At 66.0% G+C, this 22515-nt stretch carries 23 protein-coding genes; 17 read left to right on the top strand and 6 right to left on the bottom strand.

What is annotated here, in order from left to right:
• Positions 1–17 precede the first annotated feature (17 nt).
• The 4 genes from NM2_RS18540 (at position 18) to NM2_RS18525 (ending at position 5323) form a co-directional block, all read left to right on the top strand.
• A complete protein-coding gene (locus NM2_RS18540; protein ID WP_067670244.1) occupies positions 18–1055 on the top strand; it encodes an LLM class F420-dependent oxidoreductase in 1038 nt (345 codons plus the stop codon).
• Between the two features lie 189 nt (positions 1056–1244).
• Complete coding sequence (locus NM2_RS18535; RefSeq protein WP_067670242.1) at positions 1245–2897, top strand: acyl-CoA synthetase; 1653 nt, start codon at positions 1245–1247, stop codon at positions 2895–2897.
• A gap of 258 nt (positions 2898–3155) precedes the next feature.
• A complete protein-coding gene (locus NM2_RS18530) occupies positions 3156–4136 on the top strand; it encodes an aldo/keto reductase (RefSeq protein ID WP_067670240.1) in 981 nt (326 codons plus the stop codon).
• A gap of 197 nt (positions 4137–4333) precedes the next feature.
• On the top strand, positions 4334–5323 hold the full coding sequence (locus tag NM2_RS18525) for a sigma-70 family RNA polymerase sigma factor (RefSeq protein ID WP_067670238.1): 990 nt from the start codon (positions 4334–4336) through the stop codon (positions 5321–5323).
• 6 nt (positions 5324–5329) lie between these two features.
• Here NM2_RS18525 and NM2_RS18520 read toward each other — a convergent pair whose 3' ends face one another.
• Together NM2_RS18520 and NM2_RS18515 are read right to left on the bottom strand one after the other, a co-directional pair.
• The gene (locus NM2_RS18520; protein WP_067670236.1) at positions 5330–5746 is read right to left on the bottom strand and encodes a VOC family protein; all 417 of its coding nucleotides are present in this window, start codon (positions 5744–5746) and stop codon (positions 5330–5332) included.
• 315 nt (positions 5747–6061) lie between these two features.
• Positions 6062–6652 (bottom strand): TetR/AcrR family transcriptional regulator, encoded by a 591-nt coding sequence (locus NM2_RS18515; RefSeq protein ID WP_067670284.1) that lies wholly within the window; start codon positions 6650–6652, stop codon positions 6062–6064.
• Positions 6653–6751: 99 nt separating this feature from the next.
• Here NM2_RS18515 and NM2_RS18510 point away from each other — a divergent pair, with 99 nt between their 5' ends.
• Entirely contained in the window at positions 6752–7660 is a 909-nt protein-coding gene (locus tag NM2_RS18510; RefSeq protein WP_067670282.1) for an aldo/keto reductase, read from the top strand.
• A 45-nt stretch (positions 7661–7705) separates the two neighbouring features.
• On the opposite strand, the gene NM2_RS18505 is transcribed toward NM2_RS18510, so the two are convergent.
• The 4 genes from NM2_RS18505 to NM2_RS18490 all read right to left on the bottom strand — a co-directional run bounded on the left by NM2_RS18505 (position 7706) and on the right by NM2_RS18490 (position 10750).
• Positions 7706–8104 (bottom strand): type II toxin-antitoxin system death-on-curing family toxin, encoded by a 399-nt coding sequence (locus NM2_RS18505; RefSeq protein ID WP_245718098.1) that lies wholly within the window; start codon positions 8102–8104, stop codon positions 7706–7708.
• Positions 8101–8340, bottom strand: a complete 240-nt coding sequence (locus NM2_RS18500; protein ID WP_067670234.1) for a type II toxin-antitoxin system Phd/YefM family antitoxin — start codon at positions 8338–8340, stop codon at positions 8101–8103. Before NM2_RS18500 ends, NM2_RS18505 begins: the two co-directional genes overlap by 4 nt.
• 79 nt (positions 8341–8419) lie before the next feature.
• Positions 8420–9535: an acyl-CoA dehydrogenase family protein gene (locus NM2_RS18495; protein ID WP_067670232.1), complete on the bottom strand. Its 1116-nt coding sequence runs from the start codon at positions 9533–9535 to the stop codon at positions 8420–8422.
• A 21-nt stretch (positions 9536–9556) separates the two neighbouring features.
• Positions 9557–10750, bottom strand: a complete 1194-nt coding sequence (locus tag NM2_RS18490; RefSeq protein ID WP_067670230.1) for an acyl-CoA dehydrogenase family protein — start codon at positions 10748–10750, stop codon at positions 9557–9559.
• A gap of 191 nt (positions 10751–10941) precedes the next feature.
• On the opposite strand from NM2_RS18490, the gene NM2_RS18485 reads away from it, so the two are divergent.
• The 12 genes from NM2_RS18485 (at position 10942) to NM2_RS18430 (ending at position 22500) form a co-directional block, all read left to right on the top strand.
• Positions 10942–11130 (top strand): ferredoxin, encoded by a 189-nt coding sequence (locus NM2_RS18485; protein WP_067670227.1) that lies wholly within the window; start codon positions 10942–10944, stop codon positions 11128–11130.
• Between the two features lie 37 nt (positions 11131–11167).
• Positions 11168–12079 carry a 3-oxoacyl-ACP reductase gene (locus NM2_RS18480; RefSeq protein ID WP_439956889.1) on the top strand — a complete coding sequence of 304 codons (912 nt, stop codon included), beginning with the start codon at positions 11168–11170 and terminating at the stop codon, positions 12077–12079.
• Positions 12080–12351: 272 nt separating this feature from the next.
• Entirely contained in the window at positions 12352–13116 is a 765-nt protein-coding gene (locus NM2_RS18475; protein ID WP_067670223.1) for an MlaE family ABC transporter permease, read from the top strand.
• Between the two features lie 4 nt (positions 13117–13120).
• On the top strand, positions 13121–13972 hold the full coding sequence (locus NM2_RS18470; RefSeq protein ID WP_067670221.1) for an MlaE family ABC transporter permease: 852 nt from the start codon (positions 13121–13123) through the stop codon (positions 13970–13972).
• A gap of 6 nt (positions 13973–13978) precedes the next feature.
• Positions 13979–15202 (top strand): MCE family protein, encoded by a 1224-nt coding sequence (locus NM2_RS18465; protein ID WP_067670219.1) that lies wholly within the window; start codon positions 13979–13981, stop codon positions 15200–15202.
• A complete protein-coding gene (locus NM2_RS18460) occupies positions 15199–16230 on the top strand; it encodes an MCE family protein (protein ID WP_067670217.1) in 1032 nt (343 codons plus the stop codon). Before NM2_RS18465 ends, NM2_RS18460 begins: the two co-directional genes overlap by 4 nt.
• The gene (locus NM2_RS18455; protein WP_067670215.1) at positions 16227–17288 is read left to right on the top strand and encodes an MCE family protein; all 1062 of its coding nucleotides are present in this window, start codon (positions 16227–16229) and stop codon (positions 17286–17288) included. Before NM2_RS18460 ends, NM2_RS18455 begins: the two co-directional genes overlap by 4 nt.
• Positions 17285–18541: an MCE family protein gene (locus tag NM2_RS18450; protein ID WP_067670213.1), complete on the top strand. Its 1257-nt coding sequence runs from the start codon at positions 17285–17287 to the stop codon at positions 18539–18541. The genes NM2_RS18455 and NM2_RS18450 overlap by 4 nt, the downstream gene beginning before the upstream one ends.
• Positions 18538–19776 (top strand): MCE family protein, encoded by a 1239-nt coding sequence (locus tag NM2_RS18445; protein ID WP_067670211.1) that lies wholly within the window; start codon positions 18538–18540, stop codon positions 19774–19776. The genes NM2_RS18450 and NM2_RS18445 overlap by 4 nt, the downstream gene beginning before the upstream one ends.
• On the top strand, positions 19773–21194 hold the full coding sequence (locus tag NM2_RS18440; RefSeq protein WP_067670209.1) for an MCE family protein: 1422 nt from the start codon (positions 19773–19775) through the stop codon (positions 21192–21194). Before NM2_RS18445 ends, NM2_RS18440 begins: the two co-directional genes overlap by 4 nt.
• Complete coding sequence (locus tag NM2_RS18435) at positions 21191–22015, top strand: Rv1363c family protein (protein ID WP_067670205.1); 825 nt, start codon at positions 21191–21193, stop codon at positions 22013–22015. Before NM2_RS18440 ends, NM2_RS18435 begins: the two co-directional genes overlap by 4 nt.
• The gene (locus tag NM2_RS18430) at positions 22012–22500 is read left to right on the top strand and encodes an Rv1363c family protein (RefSeq protein WP_067670204.1); all 489 of its coding nucleotides are present in this window, start codon (positions 22012–22014) and stop codon (positions 22498–22500) included. The genes NM2_RS18435 and NM2_RS18430 overlap by 4 nt, the downstream gene beginning before the upstream one ends.
• The last annotated feature ends 15 nt before the right edge of the window (positions 22501–22515 follow it).

Raw genomic sequence — 22515 nt, 5'->3', positions numbered from 1 at the left:
GCGAAAAGGAGACGATCATGAAGTTCGGGTTGCAACTCGGGTACTGGGGCGCGAGCCCGCCGGTCGATGCGGCACAGGTGGTCGGCGCCGCCGAGGAGGCCGGATTCGACGCGGTGTTCACCGCCGAGTCGTGGGGTTCGGACGCGTTCACGCCGCTGGCCTGGTGGGGTTCGGCCACGCAGCGGGTGCGGTTGGGGACCTCGGTGGTGCAGATGTCCGCGCGGACCCCGACCGCGACCGCGATGGCCGCGCTGACGCTGGATCATCTCAGCGGCGGGCGGCACATTCTGGGCCTGGGCGTGTCGGGGCCGCAGGTGGTCGAGGGCTGGTACGGGCAGCCGTTCGCCAAACCGCTGGCCCGCACCCGCGAATACGTCGGGATCGTCCGGCGGGTGCTCGCCCGCGAGGCCAAGGTGACCAGCGACGGACCGCACTATCCGCTGCCCTACGGTGGCCCGGGAGCGACCGGTCTGGGCAAGCCGCTCAAGCCGATCACCCATCCGCTGCGCGCGGATCTGCCGATCTGGCTGGGCGCGGAGGGGCCCAAGAATGTCGCGTTGACCGCGGAGATCGCCGACGGCTGGCTGGCCATCTACTACACCCCGCGACTGGCCGGAATGTACGACGAATGGCTCGAGGAGGGGTTCGCCCGGCCGGGCGCGCGGCGCTCGCGCGAGGACTTCGAGATCGCCGCGAGCTGCCAGGTCGTCGTCACCGATGACGCGCGCGCCGAGATCGACCGGATCAAGCCGGTGATGGCGCTGTACATCGGCGGCATGGGTGCGGAGGACCTGAACTTCCACGCCCAGGTCTACCGCCGGATGGGGTACGGCAACGAGGTCGACGAGATCACCAGGCTGTTCCGGTCCGGGCGCAAGGACGAGGCCGCCGCGGTGGTGCCGGACGAGCTGATCCTGGACACCATGATCGTCGGCGACGAAGCGCAGGTCCGCGGCCAGTTGCAGGTGTGGGAGAAGGCCGGGGTGGACATGTTGCTGGTGTCGGCGCGCGATACCGAGCAGCTGGCCCGGCTGGCACCTTTGGTGCAGGGGTAGCTCCCCCGGTGGATGGCCGGATTTTGTGGTGAACACGAGGTTCGGCCGGGCTGATCGGCACAGCCCGCCCGAAATGTCCGGGCGGGCTCGTCGGCGCTGGGTGGCGGGCCGAGGTCTCGCCGAGCCTGAATTAGTGAACCCCGTAAATCAAGTCTTGTCAGGGACGAGAACGCGTTCTATTTTTGTCGTGTGAGCCATAACATAGCGGACCTTGTCGAACACACGATCGACCTCGTGCCGGAGCGCGTCGCGCTGGCCGATGACACCCGCTCGGTGACCTATGCCGAGTTGGAGGATCGAGCCAACCGGCTGGCGCATCACCTGCTGGAGCATGGTGTGCAACCGGGCGACAAGGTCGGCATCTACTCGCGCAACACCATCGAGGCCGTCGAGGCCATGGTGGCGGTGTTCAAGGCGCGGGCGGTGATGGTCAACGTCAACTTCCGGTACGTCGAGAACGAACTGCAGTACATCTTCGACAACTCCGACATGGTCGCGCTCATCCACGAGCGCCGCTACACCGATCGCGTCAGCGCGGTACGGCCCAACACCCCGCGGCTGAAGACCGTCCTGGTGGTGAACGACGGCACCGAGGACCAGTACCCGCTCGCGGCGGATTCGGTGGAATACGAAGCGGCCCTTGCCTCCTCACACGGCGAGCGCGACTTCGGCGACCGCTCGCCCGACGACATCTTCATGATCTACACCGGCGGCACAACCGGCATGCCCAAGGGCGTGATGTGGCGTCAGGAGGACTGGTGGCGGGTGCTCGGCGGCGGCATCAACTTCGTCACCGGCGAGTACATCGAGGACGAGTGGCAGCAGGCCAAGAACGGTGCGGGCGGTGCGCAGATGGTGCGCTACCCGATTCCGCCGATGATCCACGGCGGCTCGCAGGCAGCGACCTTCCACAGCCTGTTCGACGGCGGTAAGGCGATCATGCTGCCGGAGTTCACCGGACACGGCGTGTGGCAGGCCATCGACCGGCACAATGTGAACCTCATCTTCATCACCGGCGACGCCATGGCGCGCCCGATGCTCGACGCGCTCGAGGCGGGCAACCCGGAAACCGGTGAGCCCTACCAGCATTCGAGTCTGTGGGCGATGGCCAGCAGTGCGGCGCTGTTCTCGCCCGCGCTGAAGGACAAGTTCATGGAGCACCTGCCCAATACGGTCATCACCGATTCGATCGGCTCCTCGGAGACCGGCTTCGGCGGATTGTCCATCGCGGCCAAGGGCGCCACCCACACCGGCGGTCCCCGGGTGAAGATCGATTCGGCCACAGAGGTTCTCGACGACGACGGCAATCCGGTGACGCCCGGATCGGGTCAGGTCGGCATCCTCGCGCGCAAGGGCCACATCCCGCTCGGCTACTACAACGACCCGGTCAAGACCGCGGCGACGTTCAAGGAGTTCAACGGGATTCGCTACTCCATCCCCGGCGACTTCGCCCGCGTCGAGGAGGACGGCACCGTCACCATGCTCGGCCGCGGTTCGGTCAGCATCAACAGCGGTGGTGAGAAGATCTATCCGGAAGAGGTCGAGGGTGCGCTCAAGTGCCATCCGGAGGTCTTCGACGCGTTGGTGATCGGCGTTCCGGACGAGCGCTGGGGTCATCGGGTGGCCGCGGTGGTGCAGTGCCGCGGCGCGGTCCGGCCCACGCTGGAGCAGCTGCGTCCCGTTCTGGCGCAGGAGATCTCGTCCTACAAGCTGCCGCGCAGCCTGTGGTTCGTGGACGAGATCAAGCGCTCGCCCGCGGGCAAGCCCGACTACAAGTGGGCGCACGCGCAGGCCGAGGCGCGTCCCGCCGACGAGGAGGCGCACGCTCCCGCGACGAAGTAGTTCCCGCGAGGGATATGCCTCATCCGGCCGGAGACGCCCAGTGCGAGGCGCGTTTCCGGCCGGAATGCGTTGTGCGTGAGCCGGTATCGCCTATTGGTACTCGCCGCTACATGCCCGGCTCGCTCATCCGGTCGGAATCGCTCGATCGTCCCGGCCGGGCCGTCGCGCGGTCTTGCGACGACGGACCCGTTGGCGGGCTGATGGATGAGATCGAAAAATCTCTTGGTGTGCGGAGGGGCGTCCGGTGACGATGGGGGCATGCAGCAACGCACTCTCGGTGAATCCGGACCGGTCGTCTCCGCGATAGGTCTCGGGTGTATGGGCTTCTCGCAGGGGTACGGGGCGGTCGACGACGACGAGTCGATCGCGGCGATTCACACGGCGATCGATTCGGGGACGACACTTTTCGATACCGCGCAGAGTTACGGCAGCGGGCACAACGAGCGGCTGCTGGCGCGGGCGCTGCGCGACGCGGGGCCGGAGGTGCGGGTGGCGACGAAATTCGGCATCGTGCGCGGCGAGAACGGTGTGCACCTGGACGCGAAACCCGAATGGGTGCAAGAGTATTGCGATGCCTCGCTGGCCCGGCTCGGGCGCGAGGCGATCGATCTGTACTACCTGCATCGGGTCGATCCCGAGGTGCCGATCGCCGAAACTGTCGGCGCCATGGCCGATCTCGTTCGCGCGGGCAAGGTGCGGCATATCGGCGTGTCGGAGGTGAGTCCGCAGCAGCTCGCGCAGGCTGCCGCAGTGCATCCGATCGCCGCGGTGCAGTTCGAATGGTCGATGCTGTGGCGCGAACCGGAGAACGACGTGGTGCCTGCCGCGCGTGACCTGGGTGTCGGGCTGGTGCCCTACAGTCCCCTCGGACGTGGATTGCTCACCGCGACACTGACCTCCGAGACCGTCACCGCCAGCGATTTCCGCCGGAACGATCCGCGGTTCGCCGGGGAGAATCTGGCGAGCAATCTAACGCGGGTGGAGGCGTTGCGCGCCCTCGCGGTCCGGCTGGGGATCACGCCCGGACAGCTGGCTCTGGCCTGGCTGCTGGCGCAGGGGCCCGATGTGGTGCCGATTCCGGGTAGTCGTCGGGCGGCGCGGATCGTGGAGAACATCGCGGCCGCGGCGATCGAATTGGCGGCCGAGGATCGTGTCGAGCTCGCGCTGATCGTCGGCGAGGGCTGGGCGGGGGATCGGCAGTCCTTCGCCGCGCACGGCACTTCGCGATCGGATTCCTAGGCCGTCCGGATCGTGGACAGGCGGAATCGCTCCGCCGGGGCGAGCGTGCAGTTCGCGCGACACGGAAGTGGGGTGGATCACGTTTGAATTCCGGGTTGCCCCGGATTCGAGGGGGTTTTCTTGTCGGTGCCCTGTGCGAGGCTGTGTGACATGAGTCATCGAATCAGATTCACAGCCGAGCGCTAGCGGGAGCGGGAATGAACCAGATGCGTTCCACCGGCGCCATCGATGAGGTGCTGCGGCAGTTCGAGGGGTACCGGCGGGAGCTGTGCGCTTACGCCTACCGGATGTTGGGGTCCTCGTTCGAGGCCGAGGACGCCGTTCAGGAGGCATTCACCCGGGCATGGAAGTCGTACGACTCGTTCGAGGGCCGGGCCAGTGTCCGTTCGTGGTTGTACAAGATCACCACGAACGTCTGCCTGGACATGCTCGACGGCCCGCAGCGGCGTGCTCGGCCGATGGACCTGAACGGCCCGTCGAATCCGGGTAGCCCGATGCCGCCCCCGCAGCCGGACTACGTCTGGATCGAGCCGATTCCCAACGGTCTGGCCTTCGGCGCGGATCCGGCCGAGCATGCCACGGCCAAGGATTCGCTGCGGTTGGCGTTCGTGGCCGCGGTGCAACATCTTCCGGCCACCCAGCGCGCGATCCTGATCATGCGCGAGGTGCTGCGGTTCTCCGCCAACGAGACCGCCGACATGCTGACCATGTCACCGGCCTCGGTCAACAGCGCGCTGCAACGGGCCCGCGCGACCATGTCCAAGGTGCGGCCGAGCAGCAGCGACGACTACGACGAGTCGGACGAGAAGCAGCGCGAACTCGTCGATGGTTTCGTCCAGGCATTCGAGGCATACGACATGGACGCGCTGACCTCCCTGCTGAAAAAGGATGTGGCGCTGTCGATGCCGCCGCTCGAGCTGTGGGTCTCGAGTCCCGGCCACGTCGCGGAGTTCATGCTCAGCCCCGGCCCCTCGGCCTGCCGCGGCTCCCGTCTGGTCCCGCTCGAGGGCGCGAACGGACTGCCCGCCTTCGGTCAGTACAAGCCGGGGGAGCGGCCGGGTGTGCTCGAGCCGTGGGCGGTCGTCATCCTCGAACTCGACGGCGACGGCATCGGCGGGCTGAACTTCTTCCTCGACACCGGCCGGTTGTTTCCGCTGTTCGGGCTGCCGCCGGAGCTGCGGGTGTAGGCCGGATCACGCGCCCGGGAAGGCCATGCAGAACGGTTCCCACTGGTGGCCGTCCGGATCGGCGAAGGTCCGCCCGTACATGCCGACCTCGCGTTCCTGGGCACGCTTGTCCTCGTTGACCTCCTCGGCCCCACCGGCGCGCAGGGCCGCGCCGGTGAGGTCGTCGACCTCCCGCGCGCTGCCCAGCGCGAGCGCGTAGATGGACCCGACCGAGGCGGTGGTCTCGGCCAGAGGCCGGTGGGTGAAGGTCTCGAAGAACGGTTTGATCAGCAACATCAGGCAGATGTTGTCGTCGATCACCACGCATGCGGCATTGTCGTCGGTGAAATCCTGATTCACCGTCCAGCCGAGCGCGGAGTAGAAGCTCTTGGACCGTTCCAGATCATCCACCGGGAGATTCACGAAGATCATCTTGCTGGCCATATCGGTCCTCTCGGCGCACAGTCCTGTAGTTGTCACTATGTCGACGGCGCGAGGGGACTGAACTCATCTGTGTCTTCTGCCTCGTCTTCTGCCTCCGCCTCGCTCCGGCGGGTTCGCGGCCCCCTGAGTCCCGTCGCTCGGCCCCGTGTCGGGCACTCGTGCTTGCGCCTGCGGCCTTCGCTCCGCTTCGGCGGGTTCGCGGCCCCCTGAGTCTCGCCGCTCGGCCCCGTGTCGGGCACTCGTTCCTCGCACCCGCCACGCGTCCGAGCGGCGAGACGGGCCGCGAACAGGTTGATGTTGTCCGGGGTGTTGGAACTAGGTGTGTGGGGGCTGGGTTTCATTGCGGCGATCGACGCGTAGGCCGTTGATGAGCAGGTCCATCATGCGGCCCGCCTGTTCGCGTTGTTCGGGGGCGCCGCAGGCCAGGAAGATACCGAGCAGGCTGGCGACCACGTCCTGGGCGGGGATGTCGGGGCGCAGGGTGCCCTGGGCGGAACCGGCGTCGATGAGTTTCTGGACGGCTGTGGATAATTCGGCGCGGGCCTCCTCCGCGGTGATCGCGCCGGAGGCGATGATCGCGCGCAGGGCGTCGGCCATCTCGCGTTTCGCCGAGATGTAATCGCCGAAGCGATCCATCCAGACGCGTAGCGCCGCCGCGGCGTCGGGGCCGGTGACCAGGTCGTCGACGGCGTCGCACAGGCGTCGGCGTTCAGCCCGGTAGACGGCCTCGATCAGGTCCTCGCGGGTGGGGAAGTGCCGGTAGAGCGTGCCGATGCCTACTCCGGCCGCGCGGGCGATCGATTCCAGGGACACCTTGTCGCCCTCGGCGAACGCGGTTTTCGCGGCCTCGAGCAGGCGCTCTCGGTTGCGATGCGCGTCGGCGCGCGGGGCTCGGGTTCTATTCACCAAGCGGAGGGTCCTCCGTTTCTGCTACGCTCGAACTATGCGGAGGATCCTCCGTATAGCCGTCGATTCCACTATCCCACTCAGAACAGGATCATGCAGATGGCAGTCCAACAGGAATTCACCGCTCCCGGCGGCGCCGCATCGCTCGGTCCGCGGACCGTCGCCCGGATCGGTTACGGCGCAATGCAATTGACCGACCACGATGGTCGCTCCTACGACCGGCAGGCGGGCATCGACATCCTCCGCCGGGCCGTCGAGCGGGGTGTGAACCACATCGATACCGCGCAGTTCTACGGCGCCGGGGCGTGCAACGAGCTGATCCGTTCGGCGTTGTCCCCGTATCCGGCGGATCTGGTGCTCGCGACCAAGGTCGGCGCGGTGTACGACGCGGAGGTCCGGCTGCTCGCGGCGCAGCGGCCCGAGCAGTTGCGCGCGCAGGTGGAGGCCAATCTGGTTGCGCTGGGCGTGGATTCGCTCGGCGTGGTCAACATGCGCCGCGCCGACGTTCCGCCCGGCATCATCGCCGAGGGCGATCAGGTCGTGGACCTGGACGATCAACTCGCCGAGCTGACCGCCCTGCGGGACGAGGGCAAGATCGCCGGAATCGGCCTAAGCCACGTCTCCGCCGAACAGCTGCGCCAGGCCCTACCGGCTGGAATCGTCTGCGTCCAGAACCTGCACAGCCTCCTGAACCGTTCCGCCGAACCGGTCCTGGACCTGTGCCGCGCCAACGATATCGCCTGGGTCCCGTACTTCCCCCTCGGCTCGGCCTTCCCGGGCCTGCCCAAGGTCACCGAACATCCGGCCGTCCGGTCCGCCGCCGCCACCCTCGACGCGACCCCCGCCCAGATCGGCCTGGCCTGGCAACTCGCCCACTACTCCCACACCCTCCTGATCCCCGGCACGTCCAACCCCGCCCACCTCGACGAAAACCTCGCCGCGGGCTCGGTCCGGCTTCCCGCGGACATCGTGAAAACTCTTGACGATCTGGCGAAGGCGGCCGATTAGGCATCCGGTTCCAGAGTGCTCCTGCGGTCTAGGCGACCTCTCGGTTCAGCCGATCTGGAGGCCCATGACCGCCACCAACCGGTCCGCGATATCGGGCACCTCGGTCAGTTTGCCTGTGGCGACCTCGATCATCATGTCGTAGGCGAGATCTTCGTCGAGCGCCGCTACATCGATGCCATTTCGAGCCAGGAAAATCGTGGCCGACGCAATAGCGAGACGCTTGTTGCCATCGATGAGCGGATGGTTGGCAGCAACCGAATGGAGTAGTGCGGCAGCCTTTTCCCAGATTGTCGGGTAGGCATCCGTACCGAATACCGTTGTCTGTGGGCGGGCTGATGCGGAGGCGAGCAGGCCGGGATCGCGCAGGGCAAAGCTGCCCACCGCATCGGCCGCGATGGCTCGCAGATCGGCAACTGTCAGATAGTAGATCGATTCTTCGCTCACTCGGCCAGCCGATCGAGCAGCGATCGGTGCTTGGCTGCGAATCGTGCCGATAGTGCGCGCACCTCGCTGTCGGCGGTCTCGGCCATCGGCTCGGGTACGACGGCTGCGACCCGTCGACCGTGTCGCGTCAGGTGCACGACGGTGCCGGCCTCGGCAGCGGCGACTACCTCCGAGAGACGCTCTCTGGCGTCGCTGACCGGAAGTTCCCAAGGCTCATCTGCGCGCAGTGCTGACATGACCTGAATTGTACAGGAGGTGCTGATTTATGTACGAAAAGTTTCGCCGCGTCGCACGTACGGCGCGGCGAAACCAACCTCAGTTGGGGGATTCGGCCAGTTGCGCACCCAGGGCGCGGAGGTGGTCGGTGGCGCCCCCGAGGGCGAATTCGTTGTGTTTGGCGGTGGTGAAGAACTGGTTGACGATGTGGTCGCGGTCGATGCCGACGCCGCCGTGGACGTGCACGACGGTGTGCGAGACGCGGTGACCGGCTTCGGCGGCCCAGAACTTGGCGGTGTGGATCTCGGCGGTGGCGGGCAGGCCCTCGGATAGGCACCAGGCGGCCTGCTGGACGGCCAGCCGGATGCCCTGCACGTCGATGTAGCTGTCCGCCAGACGCTGCGCCACGGCCTGGAAGCCGCCGATCTTGCGGTTGAACTGCTCGCGTTCGCGGGCGTAGTCGGCGACGAGTTCGAGGCCCTTCTCCACCACGCCCAGCTGATGTGCGGACAGGCCGAGCCAGGCCCGGTGCAGCACCCAGTCCAGGATTTCCGGACCCTGGTCGACGGTGCCGACCAATTCCGCTGGGGCGCCTGAGAATTCGATCTCGGCCTCGGGTGTGCGGTCGGTGACGATCTGATCGGTGATCCGCACCCCGGCCTGGGCCGGATCGACCAGGAATACCGCGGCTTTCCCGGATACCGTGGCGGGCACCAGGATTCGCGACGACTGCCGCGCGAACGGCACGGTGATCTTCAGTCCGGTGATGCGCCAGCCGTCACCGTCGGATACGGCGGTGGTGACCGGCCGGGACGGCTCCCAGTTGCGCTCCTCGCTCAGCGCGACGGTGAGAATCGTTGCGCCCGAAGCGGCTTCGGACGCCAGTTCACGCTGGGACGCCGAGCCGAACTCCGCCAGCGCACCCGCGCCGAGCACGATCGACCACAGATACGGCACCGGCGCCACCGAACGTCCGAGTTCGCGCAGCACGGCGGTCTGCTCCAGGACGCCGAAACCGCCGCCGCCCACCGATTCCGGCAGCGCCGCGGCCAGCACGCCGGTCTCGGCCAGCGAGTTCCACAGCGGTTCGTCGAACCGCACGATGCCCGAATCGGCGTCCAGTTCGCGCAACCGATCGGAGGTGACCAGCTTGCCGGTCACCTCGGCGGTGAGCCGGGCCAGATCCTGCTGCGCTTCGGTGAGAGTGAAATCCATTGTGTTACCTAGCTTTCCAATCTAGCGCGCAGCGGCGGGCTGCTTCAGGGCGGTCATGGCGATGATGTCGCGCTGCACCTCGTTGGTGCCGCCGCCGAAGGTGAGGATCAGGCAGGCGCGGTGCATGCGCTCGAGGCGGCCGAGCAGCTGGGCTCCGGCCGAACCCTGGCGCAGATATGCCTGCGGGCCGAGCACTTCCATCAGCGTGCGGTACGCCTCGGTGGCCAGTTCGGTGCCGAGCACCTTGCAGGTGGAGGCATTCCACGGCTTGGGCGCGGAGTCGCCGCCCGCGTCCGCGCCGGACGCTATCTCCCAGTTCAGCAATTTCAGGTATTCGACCTTGGCGTGCACCCGGGCCAGATTCAGCCGCACCCATTCGCTGTCGATGACGCGCCCGCCGTTGGAGTCCTTGTTGTTCTTGGCCCAGTCCACCGTCTGGGCCAGCGCCAGCTGCAGGGCGGCGGCCGAGGTCAGGGCGACGCGCTCGTGGTTGAGCTGATTGGTGACCAGGGGCCAGCCGCCGTTCTCTGGGCCGACCATATTCGTGTGCGGGATGCGCACGTCCTGGTAGTAGGTGGCGCTGGTGTCCGGACCGGCCATGGTGTGCACCGGCGTCCAGGAGAAGCCCTCGGCGGTGGTCGGCATGATGAACATGCTGATGCCCTTGTGCTTCTTGGCATTCGGATCGGTGCGCGCGGCCAGCCAGACGTAGTCGGCGTACTGGATCAGGCTGGTCCACATCTTCTGCCCGTTGACGATCCAGTCGTCGCCGTCGCGCACCGCGCTGGTGCGCAGCGAGGCCAGGTCGGTGCCCGCGCCCGGTTCGGAGTAGCCGATGGAGAAGTGCAGCTCACCGGCGGCGATCTTGGGCAGGAAGAACTTCTTCTGCTCCTCGGTGCCGTAGTGCATGATCGTCGGCGCGACCGAGTTGATGGTCAGGAACGGCACAGGTGCGCCCGCGATGGCGGCCTCATCGGTGAAGATCAGCTGATCCATGGTGGAGCGATCCTGGCCGCCGTACTCCTTCGGCCAGCTCAGCGTCAGCCAGCCGTCGTGGCCCATCTGCTGGACCACCTCGCGATAGACGTTGCCCTGGCCGTATTCGCCGGTCTGCGCCGAGAGCGCCTCGCGCCGCTCGGGGGTGATCAGCGTGGCGAAATAGTCGCGCAGTTCCGCGCGTAGCTGTTCCTGCTGCGGGGTATACGCAATCCGCATGGCGGTAACCTCGTCGTTCTTCCGGGTAGCCAGCTCGTTCGATAGCCAGCCGACATGGACTGGGCGCTTGTCCCGATCATTGCACAACTACTGAAACATGTTCCAGTATGGACCCCGAACCGGGCCGCTTCCGCCTCCTTGGCCGAGGTGGGCTTGTAGGCTCGGGCTATCAGTGGCAAAGGAGTTGTCAAATGAAGGTCAGTGTGGATTTCGACCAGTGCGAGGCCAACGGCATCTGTGTCGGATACGCCCCCGACGTGTTCGAACTCGATGACGAGGACAACCTGCACGTCGCCTCGGGCGATGTGCCGGACGACCAGCTCGACGACGTGAAGACCGCGGTCGCGCAGTGCCCGAAGGCGGCGTTGAAGCTCGTCTGAATCGATGCTTGCCGTTAACTGGAACACGTTCTAGAGTCTGCGTGTGAGCGAATCAGAAATCAGCTTGTCTGGTCGGGTGGCCATTGTGACGGGCGCCGGTGCCGGTCTGGGGCGGGCGGACGCGCTCGCCCTGGCTGCCGCTGGAGCCTCGGTCGTCGTCAACGATCTCGTCGAGAACGATGCGGTATCGGCAACTCTCGCCGATATTCGCGCACTCGGCGCCAAGGCTGAATTCGTCGCCGGCAGTATTGCGGAACGGGCCACTGCCGATGCGCTGATTCGCACCGCGGACGAGACGTTCGGCGGTGTCGACATCGTGGTGAACAACGCCGGAATAGTCCGTGACGGAATGCTTTTCAATCTCACCGACGAGGACTGGGATACCGTCCTCGCCGTTCATCTGCGCGGACATTTCCTGTTGTCCCGCAATGCCGCCGCGTACTGGCGCGCCAAATCCAAAGCGGCCGGAGCGCCGATCTACGGCCGTTTGATCAACACCTCGTCCGAGGCCGGTCTGCTGGGTCCGGCGGGGCAGCCGAACTACGGGGCCGCCAAGGCCGGAATCACCGCGCTGACCTTGTCCGCGGCCCGCGGACTCGAGCGATATGGCGTGCGCGCCAACGCAATCTGCCCGCGGGCGCGCACCTCGATGACCGAGAAGGTCTTCTCCGACGCACCCGAGGAAGGTGTCGATCCGCTCTCGCCGGATCACGTCGGGCGGTTGGTCGCCTATCTGGCTTCGCCCGCCGCGGATGCGGTGAATGGTCAGGTATTCGTCGTCTACGGCCCGATGGTGGCGCTGATGGCCGCCCCTGTGGTCGAACAGCGTTTCGACGCCGCGGGTGCGGAATGGTCTCCCGAGGCGCTCGCCGACACGCTCGGCGGATATTTTGCCGAACGCCCCGTGGGGCGTACGTTTTCGGCGTCATCGTTGAGCGAACTGGGCTAGTGGCGAACAGCTGCCGGCCACGTTGTTGATCGCCGGTCCACCACTTGGTAGACATGGAGATCGACGGTGTGGGGTGACTCACATGGATTTTTCCTTACACCGTATGAACAAGTTCTAACTTCCGATCACCGTTCGGCAGGAAAGAGCAGTTCAATATTGCCAAACGGTGCTCGACAGCAGAGTGAACGTGTTCTAATCTTCCAGATCGACGGGCCGGTTGAGACCGCCGTCACAAGCTCGACGTGCAAGGCATGGCAAGGAGGGAATCGGGAATGAACGAGGTTCTTGCCGTGCCGTTGCGAGCGGTCGGCGGGTTCTTCGAACTCACCGCCGCGGTGGCCAAGGCGACCGTGCGGCCGCCCTTCCAGCGTCGTGAATTCGTCGACCAAGCATGGTTCATCGCCCGGGTTTCGATTTTTCCGACCTTGCTGGTCGCCATCCCGTTCACCGTTCTGGTGAGTTTCACGCTCAACATTCTGCTCCGCGAGATCGGCGCGGCCGACCTGTCCGGCGCGGGCGCCGCGTTCGGCACGGTGACCCAGGTCGGCCCGATCGTCACCGTGCTGATCGTGGCCGGCGCCGGAGCCACCGCGATCTGCGCGGATCTGGGCGCCCGCACCATCCGCGAGGAGATCGACGCGATGAAGGTGCTCGGCATCGACCCCATCCAGCGGCTGGTGGTGCCTCGGGTGCTGGCGTCGATGTTCGTCGCGGCCCTGCTGAACGGCCTGGTGTGCGTGATCGGCATCGGCGGCGGCTTCCTCTTCTCGGTCTATCTGCAGGGCGTGAATCCGGGCGCGTTCGTCAACGGCATCACGCTGCTGACCCATCTGCCCGAACTGGTCATCGCCGAGGTCAAAGCCACCCTGTTCGGTCTGGCCGCCGGATTGACGGCCTGCTATCTGGGGCTGAACGTCAAGGGTGGTCCCAAGAGCGTCGGTGACGCGGTCAATCAAACGGTGGTGTTCTCCTTCATGGTTCTGTTCGTGCTGAACGTGGTGGTCACCGCGGTCGGTATCAAGTTCACGGTCCGGTGACCCGATGGCCTTCGTAATCCACGCTCGCTTCCCGCGTACAGTTCGACGAGTGCGCCGGCTGTCCGAATCGCTCGACAATGTCGGGCGGCATGCGCTCTTCTATGCCGAATCGCTGCGCTCGGTGCCCAAGGCGTTCTACCAGTACCGCACCGAGACCATCCGGCTCATCGCCGAAATCAGCATGGGCACCGGCGCTTTGGCCGTGATCGGCGGCACCGTGGTGATCGTCGGCTTCCTGACGCTGTTCGCCGGCGGCACCATCGCGGTGCAGGGCTACAGCTCACTGGGCAATATCGGCGTCGAGGCGCTGACCGGCTTCTTCGCGGCCTTCCTGAACGTGCGCATCGCGGCGCCGGTGATCTCGGGCATCGGCCTGGCGGCCACCATCGGGGCCGGCGCCACCGCGCAGCTCGGCGCGATGCGGGTGTCCGAGGAGATCGACGCGCTCGAGGTGATGGCCATCAAACCGGTGCCGTTCCTGATCGGCACACGGGTGCTGGCCGGGATGATCGCGATCGTCCCGCTGTACGCGCTGGCGGTGATCGCCTCGTTCATCGCGAGTCGCTTTGCCACAGTGGTGATCTACGGGCAGTCGGCCGGTGTGTACGACCACTACTTCTCGACGTTCCTGATTCCCAGCGACATTCTGTGGTCGTTCGTGCAGGCGATCTTCATGGCCTTGGCGGTCATGATGATTCACACCTACTACGGCTACCACGCGTCCGGCGGTCCGGTCGGCGTCGGCGTCGCGGTCGGCAACGCGGTGCGCGCCTCGCTGATCGCGGTGGTGATGGTGACCCTGCTGGTCTCGCTGGCCATCTACGGCACCTCCGGCAATTTCCATCTCTCCAGGTAGGGCGGTATGGCGAGAAACAGACTTGTCGAAAGGGACGGCGCCGGAAGGGTTTTCGGTGCCGGGTGGGGCGTCAAACTCGCGGGTGCGGCCTTCGTGCTGAGCATCGCCGCGGTGGTCGCGATCGCGCTGACCATGTTCGCGGGCGGATTCACCAGCACCGAGGCGATCTACGTCGACGCTCCCCGCGCGGGCCTGGTGATGGACAAGGACGCGAAGGTGAAGATGCGCGGTGTCGACATCGGCACCGTCAAGCAGATCACCTTCACCGGCGACGGGGCACGGCTGAAGCTGGCCATCAATCCCGATCAGCTGAAGCTGGTTCCGTCCAATGCGGGCGTGGATATCAGCTCCACCACCGTATTCGGCGCCAAATACGTGAATTTCACCGCGCCGCAGCACCCTTCGAGTGAATCGCTGCGGCCCGGCCAGACCGTCGACGCCCGGCACGTCACCGTCGAATTCAACACGTTGTTCGAGCAACTGACCCAGGTGCTGGCGATGGTGAAGCCGGAGAAGCTGAACGCCACCCTGACCGCGCTGGGCACCGCCCTGCAGGGGCGCGGCGACAAACTGGGTCAGCTGCTCGCCGACAGCGATACGTACCTGAAGAACATCAACCCGAGTCTGCCGGCGCTGCAACGTGATCTGCGATCGACCGCGGGCGTGACGAACCTCTACGCCGATACCGCGCCGGATCTGTTGCGCACCACGAACAATGCCGTGATCACCAGCAAGACCATCCTCGCGGAGGAGCACAATTTCGACGCGATGCTGGCCAACCTGATCGGCCTGGCGAATACCACCCAGCCGATCCTGTCCACCAATCAGAAACCACTGGTGACGGCGCTGGACCTGCTGCGCCCGACCACGGATCTGCTCTACCAGTACCAGGGTTCGCTGCCGTGCGTCATCAACGCCTTCGGCGACAACTGGGCGCTGTATCAGCAGATCTTCGGTGGTTCGGGTCAGGGATTGCTGCTGGACGCGGGCTTCATGCCCGGCGGCGAGCCGTACAAATATCCGCAGGACCTGCCGAAGGTGAACGGCACCGGTGCCACGCTCTGCCAGACCCAGACGATGAAACCGGGCGACCACGCCAAATATCTGGTGACCGACAGCTCCCAGGGCCATGTATGGACTCCCGAGCTGCATACCCACCAGGACGCTGGAAAGGTGTTCCAAATTCTGTTCGCCGGGCTGCCCGGGGTGCCGGGGGTGCCGCAGCGATGAGATTCAAACCGCACGCCACGAGCGTCAAATTGGGGATCTTCACCCTGGTGATGGTGGTCGTCCTGGGTTTCCTGGTCGTGATCTTCAGCCAGATGCGATTCTCCAGCGAGACCGGGTATCACGCGGTGTTCACCCAGTCGTCCGGCATGCTGCCGGGCTCGAAGGTGCGCATCGCCGGTGTACCGGTGGGGACCGTCAATCGGGTGTACGTCGGCAAGGACGATCTCGCGCACGTGGATTTCAACGTCGACAGCAAATACCGGCTGCTGGAAAGTACGCACGCCGCCATCCGGTACGAGAATCTGGTGGGCGACCGGTACATGGAGCTGATGGACAGCCCCGGCAGCGATCGGACCCTGTCCGAGGGCGGCACCATCGGCACCGACAAGACCAAGCCCGCGCTGGATCTGGACATGCTGCTCGGCGGATTCAAGCCGCTGCTACAGGGCCTGGATCCCACCCAGGTCAACTCGCTGACCAGCGCGCTGCTGCAGGTCTTCCAGGGGCAGGGCGGCGCGCTGGTGGCGCTGTTGAACAGCTCCGGTTCGTTCGCCAAGACGATCGCCGATCGGGATGCGCTGATCGGCAGCGTCATCAATGACCTGAACACCGTGCTGGGCACCATCGACGCGCACAGCAAGGAATTCGACGCCACCCTGACCGAACTGCAACGCCTGATCAGCGGGCTGGCCGCGGACCGGGATCCGATAGGCGCGGCGCTGCCGAAGCTGGCCGACGCGACCACCGATCTGCAGGGCCTGCTGCAGGAGGCGCGGCCCGACCTGCAACAGACCTTCACGCAGTTGGGCCGGGTCGCGACGAACCTCGACGATCATTCCGCGGACGTCCAGACGCTGTTGAGCAAGCTGCCGCAGGCGTACAAGCAGCTGGTCCGGGTCGGGTCCTACGGATCGTTCCTGAACATGTACGTCTGCGGTACGCAAATGCTCGCCGACGGTCCCGATGGGAAGCCGATGGAAGTCCATCTGCCGGGCAACCAGACGACCGGAAGGTGTGCGGGCAATTGAAAGAGAACCGGTCACTCATCTCCATCGGCATCGTCGGCCTCGTGATGGCGGTCGCGATCGCGTTGTCCGCGTTGCAGTTCGATCGACTTCCCTTCGTACGATCCGGCGCCGAGTACACCGCCTACTTCGCCGATGCCGGCGGGCTGCAACCCGGAGATCAGGTCCAGGTCGCGGGCGTGCGCTCGGGACAGGTGGAGTCGCTGAAACTCGACGGCCCCAAGGTCCTGGTGAAATTCTCCCTCGACGAGACGATCCGGCTCGGGGACGCGACCAGCGCGGCCATCAAGACCAATACGGTTCTCGGCCGCAAATCACTGGCGGTCCTGCCGTCCGGTGACGGGGCGATCCGGGTCGGCAACACGATTCCGTTGAGCCGCACCACATCTCCGTATTCGCTGACCGACGCGCTCAGCGATCTGTCCGGCACCGTGCAGGGCCTGGATCTGGATCAGGCGAACAAGACGCTGGACGCGCTGTCGAAGACCTTCGCCGACACCCCGGCGCCGCTGCGGTCCGCGCTCGACGGCATCACCGCGTTGTCGCGAAGCCTGAACAAGCGCGACGACGCCCTCGGCCAGCTGCTCGGTCACGCCCAGAACGTCACCAAGGTGCTCTCCGATCGCAAGATGCAGCTCGACGCACTGCTGATGGACGGCGACAATCTGCTCGGCGAGCTGAACGATCGGCGGCAGGCGATCAGCCAGCTGATCGTGTACGTGAACGGTCTGGCGCAGCAACTGACCGGCTTCGTCAACGACAACGAGGCGTTGCTGAAACCCGCTCTGGACAAACTGAATTCGGTGCTGCAACTGCTGCAGAAGAACAAGGACAACCTGGACAAGGCATTGGACGAGGTCGGCCCCTACGCGGCCGCGCTCGGCGAGCAGGTCGGCAGCGGCCCGTACTTCCAGTCGATGCTGGCCAATATCGACAGCAAGCCGCTGCGGGTGCTGGCCGACTCCCTGGCGTGGCCGCAGCACCTGCCGCAGACGTTGCAGGAATACCTGAGCGGCGGCGTCTCGATCAACCCGGCGACACCACAGGAGCCCCCGCGATGAACCTATTGCGCAAGATGTCCCGGGTGCCACGCTGGGTGCGTTACGTCGCCGCGGCGCTGGTCGTGGCCCTGGCCGGGTGGATCGTCTACTCCGCGGTGACCAATATCGGCAAGACCCACATCACCGCGTACTTCCCGTCCACCAACGCCATCTACGCCGGTGACAACGTCGAGATACTCGGGGTCAAGGTCGGCAGGATCAATTCGATCGAGCCGGGCAAGGACAACGTGAAGGTCACCATGACGGTCGATCGCGGCGTCGACATCCCGGCCGACGCGCGCGCGGTGATCATCTCTCCCTCGCTGGTGTCCGCGCGGTTCGTGCAGCTGGCCCCCGCCTACGACGGCGGTCCGAAGATGCACGACAACGCGGTGATCCCGATCCAGCGCACCGCCGTTCCGGTGGAATGGGACGACATCAAGACCCAGCTGACCAGGCTGTCCAAGGCGCTGGGACCGGAGGGCAACGATCCGAAGGGCTCGTTCGGCCGCTTTGTCGACACCGCCTCGGCCAACCTCGGCAACGGCAATGCCCAGTCGCTGCGGGACACATTGAAGGAGCTGTCCAGCACGTTCAACACCCTGTCCGACAGCCGGACCGACCTGTTCGGCACGATCCGGAATCTGCAACAGCTCGTCGATGTCCTGTCCAAGAGCAACGAGCAGATCGTCCAGTTCGGCGGGCGGCTGGCCTCGGTCTCCTCGGTGCTGGCCGGAGTGTCCACGGATCTCGGTGCGGGACTGGACAATCTGTCCTCCGCGATCGACGACGTGAAACGGTTCCTGGACGAACGCGGCGGGGCTCTGACCGAGGGCGTGCAGCGCCTCAGCGACGTCACCAAGACCGTCGCCGACAAACGCGGCCAACTGGCGAACCTGCTGCACGCCGCACCGAACGGCCTGGTGAACTTCTATCAGATCTACAAGCCCGCGCAGGGTTCGCTGGCGGGTGCGATCACCTATTCCAACTTCGCCAATCCGATCGAATTCCTGTGTGGTTCGGTCGAGGGCATCGGGGCCGACGAATCCGAGAAGTCGGGGCAGCTGTGCCGCCAATATCTGGCGCCGGTCGTCAATTCCCTGCTGATGAATTACCCACCGCTACTGGTGAATCCGGCGTCCACCCAGACGGCCTTCCCGAGCCAGCTGCGATTCAGCACGCCCGAACTCGCGCAGCAGGCGGCCCGCGAGGGCATACCCGTCAGCGTGCCGAAAGGTGTTTCGGGCCTGGCACTTCCGGGAGGCGGGCGATGAACGCACGGGTACGCAAGCGGATCGCCGCGGCCGTCGTCGGGTTCGCGGTCCTGCTCGGGGCCACGGGATGTGAGTGGGACGGCCTGAACACGCTGCCCATGCCCGGCGCCGCGGGAAACGGCGCGGGCTCCTGGCAGGTGCGCATTCAAATGCCGAATGTCACCACCCTGACCCGTAATTCGCCGGTGATGGTCAACGACGTCACCGTCGGCACCGTGAGCGGAATCGAGGTCCAGGACTGGCATGCCCTGGTCACCGTCAGCCTGGACAAGGGCGTGCACCTGCCCGCCAACGCGATCGCGCGGATCGGGCAGACCAGCCTGCTGGGCAGTAATCACGTGGAACTCGCGCCGCCGACCGATACCCCGCCGCAGGGACAGCTGCGCGACGGCGATCTCATTCCGCTGGCCCGTGCCGGTGATTTCCCGACCACCGAGCAGACGCTGTCCTCGCTGTCGGTGGTGCTCAACGGCGGCGGAATCGCGCAGCTGCAGACCATCACCCACGAGTTGAACGCGACGTTCTCGGGACGTGAGGGCGCCATTCGCGACCTGATCCCGCAGCTGAACCAGCTGACCACGTCGCTGAACAAGCAGACCGGCGACATCATCGCCGCGATGTCCGGACTCGATCGCTTCGGCGGCGTGCTGGCCAAGCAGAAGGGCGACCTCACCAACGCCATCCAGAACATTCATCCGGCGTTGACGGTGCTCGCCGATCGTCGTCAGACGATCACCCAGACGATCACCTCGCTCGGTGACCTGAGCGATGTCGTCGATCAGATCATCGCGCAGGGCGGCGGCAACCTGAAGGCGGAGCTGGCCGACCTCGGGCCGGTGCTGAAGGGGCTCGCCGACACCGGCAACAATCTGACGACGGCACTGCAGGCGTTGCTGACGTTCCCGTTCCCGGCCAATCAGCTGGACAAGGCGATCAAGGGCGACTACTTCAACATCTTCGTCACCTACGACCTCACCGCCTCACGACTGGATTCGAACTTCCTCACCGGCACCCCGCTCGGCGGCCACTTCGGTGGCGTACAGGCGAAATACGGTGTGGAGGCCGCGCTGGGCACGATCGCCGGGACCGCGGGCGAAAAGGGCGATCCGGTGACCGGTCCGCTGAACAAACCGCCCGCCCAGCCGATCATCCCGGGGCTGCCGCAGATTCCGGGTCTCCCCGCCATTCCCGGTTTGACGGTTCCGAATCCGCCGAAGGGAGGGCCGGCTCGATGAAACTCACCAGATTCGTCCGGAACCAGCTGATCATCTTCGCGGTGCTCACCGTGGTCGGCCTGGTCGTGATGTCCGCGGCGTACGTGCACCTGCCGGCGATGTTCGGTATCGGGCGGTACACCGTGACGGTCGATCTGACCGCGACCGGCGGGCTGTACCCGACCGCGAACGTCGCCTATCGGGGCACGAATATCGGCAAGGTCGAACAGGTTCAGCTCACCCCCGACGGCGTGCACGCGAAGTTGTCGATCAACAGCAGCGCCAAGGTGCCCGCCGACGTGAACGCGAATATCAGAAGCGTGTCCGCGATCGGCGAACAGTATGTGGACCTGGTGCCACCAGCGTCGCCGGGCAGCGGTTACCTCTCCGACGGAACGGTCATTCCGGTGCAGCGCACCACGTTGCCGCAGGATGTGGGCGCTATGCTCGATCAGGCGGACCGCCTCCTGGCGAGCATTTCCGACACCAAATTGCGGGAGCTGCTCGACGACGCGTTCACCGCGTTCGACGGCGCCGGACCGGATCTGGGCAAGCTCATCGACTCCGCCTCCCTGCTGGTGCAGGACGCGAACGCGAATACCGAGCAGACCAAGGATCTGCTGAACAAGATCGGGCCGCTGCTGGACACGCAGAACCGGTCGGACGCCGCGGTCCGGGCGTGGACCCGGAACCTGGCCACTGTCACCGACCAACTGCGCCAACACGATCCGTCGTTGCGCAAGCTGATCGAACGGACCCCGTCGTCGGCCCAGAAGATCTCCTCGACCTTCCAGGATCTGCAACCGACACTGCCGTTGCTGCTGTCGAATCTGGTCAGCATCGGGCAGGTCGGTGTCACCTATCACGCTGGGCTGCAACAGGTTCTGGTCGTCTTCCCGCCACTGATGGCGGCGTTGATGACCGCCGCGAAGGACGGCTTGAATCCGAGCAAGTACGGCGTCCAGGTGGACTTCGCGCTCGGGGTCAACGATCCGCCCGGGTGCCTGACCGGCTTCCTGCCGGCGAGCCAGCGGCGTTCCGCGGGCGATCTGAGCGTTCCCGACACACCGCCCAACCTTTACTGCAAGGTTGCCCAGGACTCCAACGTCGCGGTGCGCGGTATCCGCAACTTCCCGTGCGAGGATCACCCGGGCAAGCGGGCGCCCACGGTCGAGCTGTGTGACGATCCGCGCGGCTACGTACCGTCCGGCAACAATCCGCCGTTCGGGAATCCGACGCCGGGACCTGCCGCGATGACTTCTCCGGCGCCCGCGGCCACCAACCATCCGGCGTCCTTCGAGAACCGCCAGTACGACCCGGGAACCGGCACTTTCATCGGGTCCGACGGTCGCACCTACCGAGAGGGCGACATCGGTTCCAACGGTTCGGGCACGGTACCTTCGAGTTTGCAGGCGATGTACGAGGAGCAGCAGAAGTGACCGAGCTGAACGAACCGGGGGCGGGAGGCAGGAGGCCGCGGCGGCGCGCGATGCGGCAGTCCGGTCCGCCGACCGAGGGAACCACCGAGGTCGTCGAGCGGACGACAGCGCCGGCCGTGGAGCGTGCCGCGCAGCGCGGCGACGCCGGGCCGACGGCTGCGGAGAATGCGTCCGCGGCCGTGCCTGTGGATGCGCCCGTAGCCGAGTCCAGCGTCTCCGCGGACTCCACGGTCGAACTCGCCGAACCCGTGCCCGTCGACGCCGCACCCGAGGACTCTGCCGAGATCGCGGATTCGGCCGCCGAGGAACAGTCCGAACGCGTACCCGGCAAGCTGGGCTGGCTCGGCTGGATCGCGGCGGCCGTCGCGGCGGTGTCGGCGCTGGTCCTGATCGGCTCGGGTGGATTCCTGATCTACCACGAACAGCATGTGGACGCGCTCGCGCGGCAGCGCGCCGACTACATCCAGACCGCCAAGCAGGTCGTGCTCAACCTGACCAATATCTCCGGCGACACCGCGCCGAAGGATATCGATCGGGTGCTGTCGGTCGCGTCGGGCCAGCTCAAACAGGAGTACTCCGAACGCAAGGATGCTTACGCCCAGGTCGTACAGCAGGCCAAGGTGAAGGCCAGTGGTCAGATCATCGAAACGGCCCTGGAGAGCGAGGACGATCACACCGCCCGGGTTCTCGTCGCCGCCGCGCAGACCCTGACCAATGCGGGCTCGCCCGACCCGCAGCAGCGGTATTACCGGTTCCGGGTCACCGTCACCCGGGACGACTCGGGACATCTGACCGGCTCGCAAGTGGAGTTCGTGGCATGAAAAACAATCTCCGCGCCATTCTGATCGTCTGTGCGGCAGTCCTTTTCGTGGCGGCCGGTGTGCTGGGCGGGTTCACGGGCTTCAAGTACTGGTCCGACAATCAGGCGGAGCAGGCTCGCGCCCAGTCCGTCCAGACCGCCCGCAACACGGTCCAGGCCATGTTCAGCTACGACTTCCACACCGTCGACACCGAACTGCCCAAGGTCGGGCCCAGCCTGACTCCGGGCTTCCGCTCGGACTACCTCAAACTGGTCGACGGCGTGATCGCCAAGGGCGCCAAGGAAAAGCAGCTCACCGTGCATGCGAACACCACGGCCGCCGGAATCGTCTCCGCCGACCGTTCGCACGCGACGGTGCTGCTGTACCTGAATCAGGTGACCACGAGCAAGGATTCGCCGCAGGGCATGGTCACCCCCAGCCGGGTGCGGGTGACCCTCGACAAGGACGACGGCCACTGGCTCGTATCCGGTGTCACCCCGATCTGAGTTCCCGCGAAAAGC

Origin of the sequence: Nocardia miyunensis NBRC 108239 (assembly GCF_001613065.1) — a bacterium.
Taxonomy (GTDB): Bacteria; Actinomycetota; Actinomycetes; order Mycobacteriales; family Mycobacteriaceae; genus Nocardia; species Nocardia miyunensis.
The sequence above is the reverse complement of the archived record's forward strand: the minus strand, read 5'-3'. Positions and strand labels throughout refer to the sequence as shown.